Raw genomic sequence first — 8,001 nt, forward strand, 5'->3', positions numbered from 1 at the left:
CAGAGACTGCGGACCGGCTCGGGCGTGTCGAGCCGGTCCGCAGCGAGCTCACAGCCCGCGGAAACGGTTGATGGCGTCGACGTGCTTCTCGCGCTTGGCGGTGTCGCGCACGCCCAGGCCCTCCTCGGGGGCGAGGGTCAGCACGCCGACCTTGCCCTGGTGGGAGTTCATCTGGACGTCGCGGGCGGCCTGCCCGACCTCGGCCATCGGGTAGACCTTGGACACCGTCGGGTGGATGAGGCCCTTGTCGATGAGCCGGTTGGCCTCGTAGGCCTCCTTGTAGTTCGCGAAGTGCGAGCTGAGGATCTTCTTGAGGTTCATCCACAGGTACCGGTTGTCGTACTCGTGCAGGTAGCCCGAGGTCGAGGCGCAGGTGATGATCGTGCCGCCCTTCTTGGCGACGTAGACGCTGGCGCCGAAGGTCTCGCGGCCCGGGTGCTCGAACACGATGTCGATGTCCTCGCCGCCGGTGAGCTCGCGGATCTTCTTGCCGAACCGCTGCCACTCCTTGGGGTCCTGGGTGCGTTCGTCCTTCCAGAACCGGTAGCCCTCCGCGGAGCGGTCGATGACCAGCTCGGCGCCCATCTTCCGCACGATCTCGGCCTTCTCGGGGCTGGAGACCACGCAGACCGGGATGGCGCCCCCGTTGAGGGCCATCTGGGTGGCGTAGGAGCCCAGCCCGCCGGAGGCCCCCCAGATGAGCACGGTGTCGCCCTGCTTCATGTTGGCGCCGTTCTTGCTGACCAGCTGCCGGTAGGCGGTGGCGTTGACCAGGCCGGGCGCGGCGGCCTCCTCCCACGTCAGGTGCGCGGGCTTGGGCAGCAGCTGGTTGCTCTTGACCAGGGCCAGCTCGGCCAGCCCGCCGAAGTTGGTCTCGAAGCCCCAGATGCGCTGCTGGGGGTCCATCATCGTGTCGTCGTGGCCGGCCGGGTCCTCGAGCTCCACCGAGAGGCAGTGCGCGACGACCTCGTCGCCGGCCTTCCACTTGTTCACCCCGGGGCCGACGGCCAGCACGACGCCGGCGAGGTCGGAGCCCACGACGTGGTAGGGCAGGTCGTGCCGCTTGGTCAGCTCGGACAACCGGCCGTAGCGCTCGAGGAACCCGAAGGTGCTCACCGGCTCGAAGATCGACGTCCAGACGGTGTTGTAGTTCACCGAGGAGGCCATGACGGCGACGATCGCCTCACCCGGGCCGAGCTCGGGGGTGGGCACCTCCTCCACGTGCAGGCTCTTGCGGGGGTCCTTGTCCTTGGTGGCCAGGCCCTCGAACATGTCCTGCTCGTCCTTGCGCACCAGCACCGCCCGGTAGGACTCGGGCACGCCCAGCCCCCCGATGTCGGACAGCTGGTCGGACAGGATGGCGTCCCTGATCTCGTTCACGCGGTGCTCCCGGGTCGTCGTTGGCTCGGTAGTGCGATGGCAGATGTTACTGGCGGGTAATGCAGAAGTCAGTGCTGTGTGGCCGGTTCCACGATCTCGACGAGCACGCCCCCGGCGTCCTTGGGGTGCACGAAGTTGACCCGGCTGCCGGCGGTGCCGCGGCGGGGCTCGTCGTAGAGCAGGCGCAGCCCGCGGTCGCGCAGGGTGGCGCTGACCGCCTCGACGTCGGTGACCCGGAAGGCCAGCTGCTGCAGGCCCGGGCCCGAGCGACCGATGAACTTCGCGATCGTCGACTCCGGCGTCAGCGGCGCCAGCAGCTGGATGCGGGTGTCCCCGGTGCCGACCGCGAGCATGGCCTCGCGCACGCCCTGCTCCTCGTTCGTCTCCTCGTGGACCGAGGAGATCCCGAACGCGCGGTCGTAGAAGGCGATGGCCTCGTCGAGGTCGGGGACGGCGATCCCGACGTGGTCGATCGTGGTGAACAGGTCGGCGGGCAGGGCGGCTGCGTCGGCGCTCATGCGGGCATGTTGCCGTGACTCCCGGTACCGCGCACCTGCCCGACCGGGCGGATCGGGGTGACCCTGAGCACAGCGGAGCCCCGTCGTCCCGGAGGACGCCGGGGCTCCGAGCGGAGTCGCTACCTCGTCGCTACTTCGCCAGGAACTGCACCAGGGCGGCGTTGAACTCCTGCGGGTGGCTGGCGTTGATCCCGTGCGGCCCGCCCTCGATCACCACCAGCTCGGCGTCGGCGATCGACTCGGCCGAGCGCTTGCCGGAGACCTCGAACGGGACGACGCCGTCGCTGTCGCCGTGGATCACCAGCGTCGGCACGGTGACCTTCCCCAGGTCGTCGCGGAAGTCGGTGCGTCCGAAGGCGGCGATGCAGTCCAGCGTGCCCTTCGGCGAGGCGACGACCGCGATCTGCCGGGCGAAGGCCTTCTGGGCGCTGCTGACCAGGTCCTTCTTCTCCCCGGCGGCGAAGAAGTCCTCGGTGAAGTCCTCGAGGAAGGCCGGGCGGTCGGTGCGCACGCCGTCCTCGAACTGCTCGATGGTGGCGTCGTCCAGGCCGCCGTCGGGGTTGTCCTCGCTCTGGTACAGGTACGGCGGCACCGCGGCGGCCAGGACGGCGGAGCGGATGCGGTCGGTGCCGTAGCGGCCGATGTAGCGCGCGACCTCCCCGCCGCCCATGGAGAACCCGACGAGCGTGACGTCGGTGAGGTCGAGGTGGGTGAGCAGGGCGTCGAGGTCGGCGGCGAGGGTGTCGTAGTCGTAGCCCTCGAAGGGCTTGTCCGACTCGCCGAAGCCGCGGCGGTCATAGGTGACGACCCGGTGGCCGGCCTCGACCAGTGCCGGCACCTGGGCCTCCCAGGACTTGCCGGACAGGGGCCAGCCGTGGATGAGGACGACCGGGCGGCCGGAGCCGTGGTCCTCGTAGTGGAGCTCGATCGGGGCGGAGTTCTCGGTGCCGACGGTCACGCGTGCCATGGGTGCCTCCCGTGTCGATGGACCCGCCGGGGCGGGGCTGTCCGTCGCACCGGTGCCCGGTTGTGCGCAACGGAAACGTGGTGAGGTGCGTCACCGACCATCGGCAGGCGCGCCCCGGGCGCCCTAGGCTCGGGGGTCGGACGCGGCCACCAACGAGGGTGACCGGACCGACCGGAGGAGTCCCATGAGCAAGCCCGCAGCCCAGAACCGCTCCGTCATCGTCGGCGGCGCCCGCACCCCGATGGGCCGGTTGCTCGGCTCCCTCAAGGACTTCTCCGCCGCCGACCTCGGCGGGGTGGCCATCAAGGGCGCCCTGGACAAGGCCGGCATCAGCGGCGAGCAGGTCGACTACGTGATCATGGGCCACGTCATCCAGGCCGGCGCCGGGCAGAACCCCGCCCGCCCGGCGGCGGTCGCCGGCGGCATCCCCATGAGCGTGCCGTCCTTCACCCTCAACAAGGTCTGCCTGTCGGGCATCGACGCCATCGCGCTGGCCGACCAGCTGATCCGCGCCGGCGAGTTCGACGTCGTCGTCGCCGGCGGCATGGAGTCGATGACCCAGGCGCCGCACCTGCTGGCCAACTCGCGCACCGGCACGAAGTACGGCGACACCGCGCTCGTCGACGCGATGGCCCACGACGGCCTCTCCGACACCTTCGACCAGGTCGCGATGGGCCTGCTGACCGAGCAGGCCAACAGCCGCTACGAGCTGACCCGCGAGGAGCAGGACGCCTTCGCCGCGGCCAGCCACCAGCGCGCGGCGGCCGCGCACAAGAACGGTCTGTTCGACGACGAGGTCGTCACCGTCCAGATCCCGCAGCGCAAGGGTGACCCGATCGAGTTCCGTGAGGACGAGGGCATCCGCGCCGACACCACCACCGAGTCCCTCGGCAAGCTCCGGCCCGCCTTCACCAAGGACGGCACGATCACGGCCGGCACCGCCTCGCAGATCTCCGACGGCGCCTGCGCGGTCGTCGTGATGAGCGCGGCCAAGGCCGCCGAGCTCGGCTGCACCGTCCTCGCCGAGATCGGCGCGCACGGCGTGGTCGCCGGTCCCGACGCCACCCTGCAGCAGCAGCCGTCGCGGGCCATCGCGGCCGCCTGCGAGCGCGAGGGCATCAGCCCCACCGACCTGGACCTCGTGGAGATCAACGAGGCCTTCGCCGCGGTCGGCATCGTGTCCACCCGCGAGCTCGGGCTGGACCCGGACAAGGTCAACGTCAACGGCGGGGCCATCGCGCTGGGCCACCCGGTGGGCATGAGCGGTGCGCGCATCGTGCTGCACCTGGCGCTGGAGCTGCAGCGCCGCGGTGGCGGCACCGGTGCCGCCGCGCTGTGCGGCGGCGGTGGCCAGGGCGACGCCCTGGTCCTGCACGTCCCCGCCGCCTGAGGGTGGGACGTCGCACCCCGGACGTCGGCGCGCTCGTCGCCGGCGCCCGGGACGGCGACCCCCGCTCGGTGGCCCGGCTGATCTCCCTCGTCGAGCAGGAGAGCCCGGCGCTGCGCGAGGTGGCCGCCGCGCTGGCCCCGCACACCGGGCGCGCCCAGGTGCTGGGCATCACCGGGTCGCCGGGGGTCGGCAAGTCGACCACCACGACGGCGCTGGTGCGCGGGCTGCGCGCCCGCGACCTGCGGGTGGGCGTCCTCGCGGTCGACCCGTCGTCCCCCTTCTCCGGCGGTGCGCTGCTGGGCGACCGGGTGCGCATGGGTGACCACGCCGACGACCCTGGTGTCTACGTCCGCTCCATGGCCTCCCGCGGGCACCTGGGCGGGCTGTCCTGGGCCACCCCGCAGGCGTTGCGGGTGCTCGACGGCGCCGGCTGCGACGTCGTCGTCGTCGAGACCGTCGGGGTGGGCCAGTCCGAGCTCGAGGTCGCCTCCCTCGCCGACACGACGCTGGTGCTCGTGGCCCCGGGCATGGGTGACGGCATCCAGGCTGCCAAGGCCGGCATCCTGGAGGTGGCCGACGTCTTCGTGGTGAACAAGGCCGACCGCGAGGGCGCCGACCGCACCGCGCGCGAGCTGCGGGCGATGCTGACCATGGCGGCCGACACCGGGTGGCGCCCGCCGGTGGTGCGCACCGTGGCGTCGGCCGGCGAGGGTGTCGACGACGTGCTCGCCCGGGTCGAGGAGCACCGCAGCTGGCTGGCGTCCTCCGGGGAGGGCGACCGGCGCCGCCGGGTGCGGGCGGCCCGCGAGGTCGAGGCCATCGCGGTGGGCGAGCTGCGGCGGCGGATGGGCGACGTCGGCGGTGCGGCGGCCATCGACGCGCTGGCCGAGCGGGTGGTGGCGGGGGAGTGCGACCCCTACGCGGCCGCCGACGAGCTCGTCGGGCGGCTCTGAGGGGGCCCGGGGGAGACTGGGGCCCATGACTTCCGCGTCGACCTCGCAGCCGGATGCCGTCGTCGTCGGGGCCGGGCCGAACGGGTTGGCCGCGGCACTGCGGCTGTCCGCGGCCGGCCTGCGGGTGCGCGTGGTCGAGCGCGCCGACCGCCCGGGCGGGGGCATGCGCACCGAGGAGGTCACGCTCCCGGGGTTCGCCCACGACATCTGCTCGGCGGTGCACCCCATGGGTGTCGCGTCGCCGTTCTTCCGCGAGTTCGACTGGGCCTCGCGAGGGGTGCGCATGCTGCACCCCGAGATCGCCTTCGCCCACCCCCTCGACGGCGGTGCTGCCGCGCTGGGGCACCGGTCCCTGGAGCAGACCGCGGCCGGGTTGGGGGCCGACGGCCACGCCTACCGCATGCTGTTCACCCAGCTGGTCGAGCACGGCGACGACGTCGTCGACTACTTCTTGTCCTCGGCCTTCCGCCGGCTGCCGACGCGCAGCATCCCTGCGGTCGCGCGGTTCGCGCTCAACGCGCTGCCCAACGTGCGGTGGCTGGCGCACCGGGCCTTCGACGGCGAGCGGGCCCGCGCCCTGATCGGCGGGGCGGCCGCGCACGGCATGCTCGACCTGACCCGGCCGCTCACCGCCGGGCTGGGCCTGGTGCTGTCGATGCTGGCCCACCACCGCGGCTGGCCGCTGCCCGAGGGCGGCACCCAGCGCATGGCCGACGCCATGGTCACCGCGCTCGAGCAGCAGGGCGGCGAGGTGGAGTACGGCCACGAGGTCACCGACCTGCGCGAGTTCGACGGCGTGCCCGCGGTGCTGCTGGACACCTCGCCCGACGCCTTCGTGCAGATGGCCGGCGACCGCCTCCCGGCCGGCTACGCCCGCTGGGTCAACCGGTACAAGCACGGCCCCGGCGTCTTCAAGATCGACTGGGCGCTGTCGGACCCGGTGCCGTGGACCAACCCCGACGTCCGCCGGGCCGGCACCGTCCACGTCGCGGGCACCCTGGCCGAGACCATCGCCGGGGAGGCCGCCCCGGCCGCCGGGCGGCTCACCGACCGGCCCTACGTGCTGGGCGTGCAGCCCACCGTGGTCGACCCGACTCGCGCGCCCGAGGGCAAGCACGTGTTCTGGGCCTACGTGCACGTGCCGCACGGCTCGACCGTGGACATGACCGAGCAGATCGAGGCGCAGATCGAGCGCTTCGCCCCCGGCTTCCGCGACACGGTGCTGGCCCGGGCGACCAAGACCGCGCCGCAGATGCAGCAGTGGAACCCCAACAACGTCGGTGGCGACATCTCCAACGGCGAGGCCTCGCTGCTGCAGATGCTTGCCCGGCCGGTGCCCCGCTGGAACACCTACTCGACGCCGATGGACCACGTGTTCCTCGCCTCGGCGGCCACCCCGCCCGGCCCGGCGGTGCACGGCATGTGCGGCGACAACGCGGCGCGGGTGGCGCTGCGCAAGGTCTTCGGCGTCCGCGACGTCCCCCCGCTGCGCCCCGCCCCGCCCGCCTGACCGGCACCTCGCGCCGAACCCCGCGGCTGGGCCGCACCCCCGCGGGCTGGGCCGAACCTCCGGGTTGGGCCGCACCTCCGCGGGCTGGGCCGCACCTCCGGGCTGGGCCGCACCTCCGCGGGCTGGGCCGCTGGATGTGACTCGTCGCGGGGTCAGGGTCGGTGGACACCGCAATGAGTCACATGCAGCGGTGGCGCGGCGATGACGCGGCCGTGCTCATGCGGGGCGCGCGAGCTCGGCGGCCACCCGCGCGAGCAGGCCAGCCGGGTCGCGGAGGTCCCCGGCGGTCACGAAGACCACCCGCCACCCGGCGGCGGTGAGCCGGTTCAGCCTTGCCCGGTCCCGCGCCAGCTGGCCGGGAGCACCGTGCCAGCGCCCGTCGTACTCGAGGGCGACCCGGTGCTCGGGCCAGGCGAAGTCGACCCGGGCGATCTCGCGGCCCTGGTGGCGCACCCGGAACTGGGCCACCGGTGGGGGCAGCCGGGACCGGTGCAGGAGCAGCCGGACGACGGTCTCCATCGGCGACTGCGCCAGCCCGTCGGCCAACCGCACGGCGGCCTCGGCGCGTCGGGCGCCGCGGGCGGTGTCGGCCTCGGCCGCGGCCAGCAGCTCCTGGTGGGGCACCGGCACCGAGCGGAGGAACCTGTCGATCAGCGCGACGGCGTCGTCACGCGGAGCCGCGTTGGCCAGGTCCAGGCCCGTGCGCACCAGGCCGGTGACCTGGACGTCGCCGCGCTGCACGACGTCCTCGGGTGGCAGGGTGCGGCGCCGCACCCGCACCCCGTGGATCCGGCCGCTGGTGCAGGCCGGGGGGAGCGAGACCTCGACCTCGTCGTCCGGGCCGGCCAGGGGCACGCCCCAGAGGACTGCCGCGCTCCGCCCGCAGACGACTGCCGAGGGCAGGAGGAGCCGCACCGCGCGAGCCCGGGTGCGGTGGTCGAGGACGACGTCGGGTCCGGCGTAGAGGTCGCGGGCCAACGACCGGAACGCCGTCGACCGTAGGTGCGCCGCCGTCAGCTGCCCACGACGCACGGCGTCCGAGCCGCGGAACACGGCGGCACGCAGCTCGGGTGGGCAGTGCGGCATCGGGGGCACCGCCGCAGCATGACCCACACCTGGGCCGGATCGGGGTGGTTGTCCACAGGCCCGGGCGCCGTCCCCACCCCACCGTCCCCACCCCACCGTCCCCACCCCACCGTCCGACCGGCGCCGTCCGCCCGCCCGGAGCCGTGCCCCCGGTGCTGGCCATCCCCGGAGCGGCTCGATGTGACATGCAGCTGTGT

Annotated in this window: 7 protein-coding genes; 3 read left to right on the forward strand and 4 right to left on the reverse strand. The window is 73.5% G+C overall.

The window, feature by feature from the left end; translation table 11 throughout:
• Positions 1 to 48 precede the first annotated feature (48 nt).
• The 3 genes from ccrA to TEK04_RS20515 form a co-directional block, all read right to left on the reverse strand.
• Positions 49 to 1,380, reverse strand: coding sequence for a crotonyl-CoA carboxylase/reductase (gene ccrA / locus TEK04_RS20505; protein WP_336406228.1), 1,332 nt, complete (start codon positions 1,378 to 1,380; stop codon positions 49 to 51).
• Between the two features lie 68 nt (positions 1,381 to 1,448).
• Entirely contained in the window at positions 1,449 to 1,898 is a 450-nt protein-coding gene (gene mce, locus TEK04_RS20510) for a methylmalonyl-CoA epimerase (RefSeq protein WP_336406229.1), read from the reverse strand.
• Positions 1,899 to 2,028: 130 nt separating this feature from the next.
• Entirely contained in the window at positions 2,029 to 2,865 is an 837-nt protein-coding gene (locus TEK04_RS20515; RefSeq protein ID WP_336406230.1) for an alpha/beta fold hydrolase, read from the reverse strand.
• Positions 2,866 to 3,049: 184 nt separating this feature from the next.
• On the opposite strand from TEK04_RS20515, the gene TEK04_RS20520 reads away from it, so the two are divergent.
• The 3 genes from TEK04_RS20520 to TEK04_RS20530 are packed head-to-tail and all read left to right on the forward strand — an operon-like array spanning position 3,050 to position 6,718.
• The gene (locus tag TEK04_RS20520) at positions 3,050 to 4,255 is read left to right on the forward strand and encodes an acetyl-CoA C-acetyltransferase (protein WP_336406231.1); all 1,206 of its coding nucleotides are present in this window, start codon (positions 3,050 to 3,052) and stop codon (positions 4,253 to 4,255) included.
• 2 nt (positions 4,256 to 4,257) lie between these two features.
• Positions 4,258 to 5,208, forward strand: a complete 951-nt coding sequence (gene meaB, locus TEK04_RS20525) for a methylmalonyl Co-A mutase-associated GTPase MeaB (RefSeq protein ID WP_336406232.1) — start codon at positions 4,258 to 4,260, stop codon at positions 5,206 to 5,208.
• A gap of 25 nt (positions 5,209 to 5,233) precedes the next feature.
• Positions 5,234 to 6,718 carry a phytoene desaturase family protein gene (locus TEK04_RS20530; RefSeq protein WP_336406233.1) on the forward strand — a complete coding sequence of 495 codons (1,485 nt, stop codon included), beginning with the start codon at positions 5,234 to 5,236 and terminating at the stop codon, positions 6,716 to 6,718.
• Positions 6,719 to 6,934: 216 nt separating this feature from the next.
• Here TEK04_RS20530 and TEK04_RS20535 read toward each other — a convergent pair whose 3' ends face one another.
• A complete protein-coding gene (locus TEK04_RS20535) occupies positions 6,935 to 7,804 on the reverse strand; it encodes a type IV toxin-antitoxin system AbiEi family antitoxin (RefSeq protein WP_336406234.1) in 870 nt (289 codons plus the stop codon).
• Positions 7,805 to 8,001 lie beyond the last annotated feature (197 nt).

The sequence above is a fragment of the Klenkia sesuvii genome (assembly GCF_037083825.1).
Taxonomy (GTDB): Bacteria; Actinomycetota; Actinomycetes; order Mycobacteriales; family Geodermatophilaceae; genus Klenkia; species Klenkia sesuvii.

Excerpts from the sequence above, each read along its gene's own strand:
- TEK04_RS20515 (WP_336406230.1), bottom strand. The coding sequence starts at position 2,865 with ATGGCACGCGTGACCGTCGGCACCGAGAACTCCGCCCCGATCGAGCTC.
- TEK04_RS20535 (WP_336406234.1), bottom strand. The coding sequence starts at position 7,804 with ATGCCGCACTGCCCACCCGAGCTGCGTGCCGCCGTGTTCCGCGGCTCG.
- TEK04_RS20520 (WP_336406231.1), top strand. The coding sequence starts at position 3,050 with ATGAGCAAGCCCGCAGCCCAGAACCGCTCCGTCATCGTCGGCGGCGCC.
- mce (WP_336406229.1), bottom strand. The coding sequence starts at position 1,898 with ATGAGCGCCGACGCAGCCGCCCTGCCCGCCGACCTGTTCACCACGATC.
- TEK04_RS20530 (WP_336406233.1), top strand. The coding sequence starts at position 5,234 with ATGACTTCCGCGTCGACCTCGCAGCCGGATGCCGTCGTCGTCGGGGCC.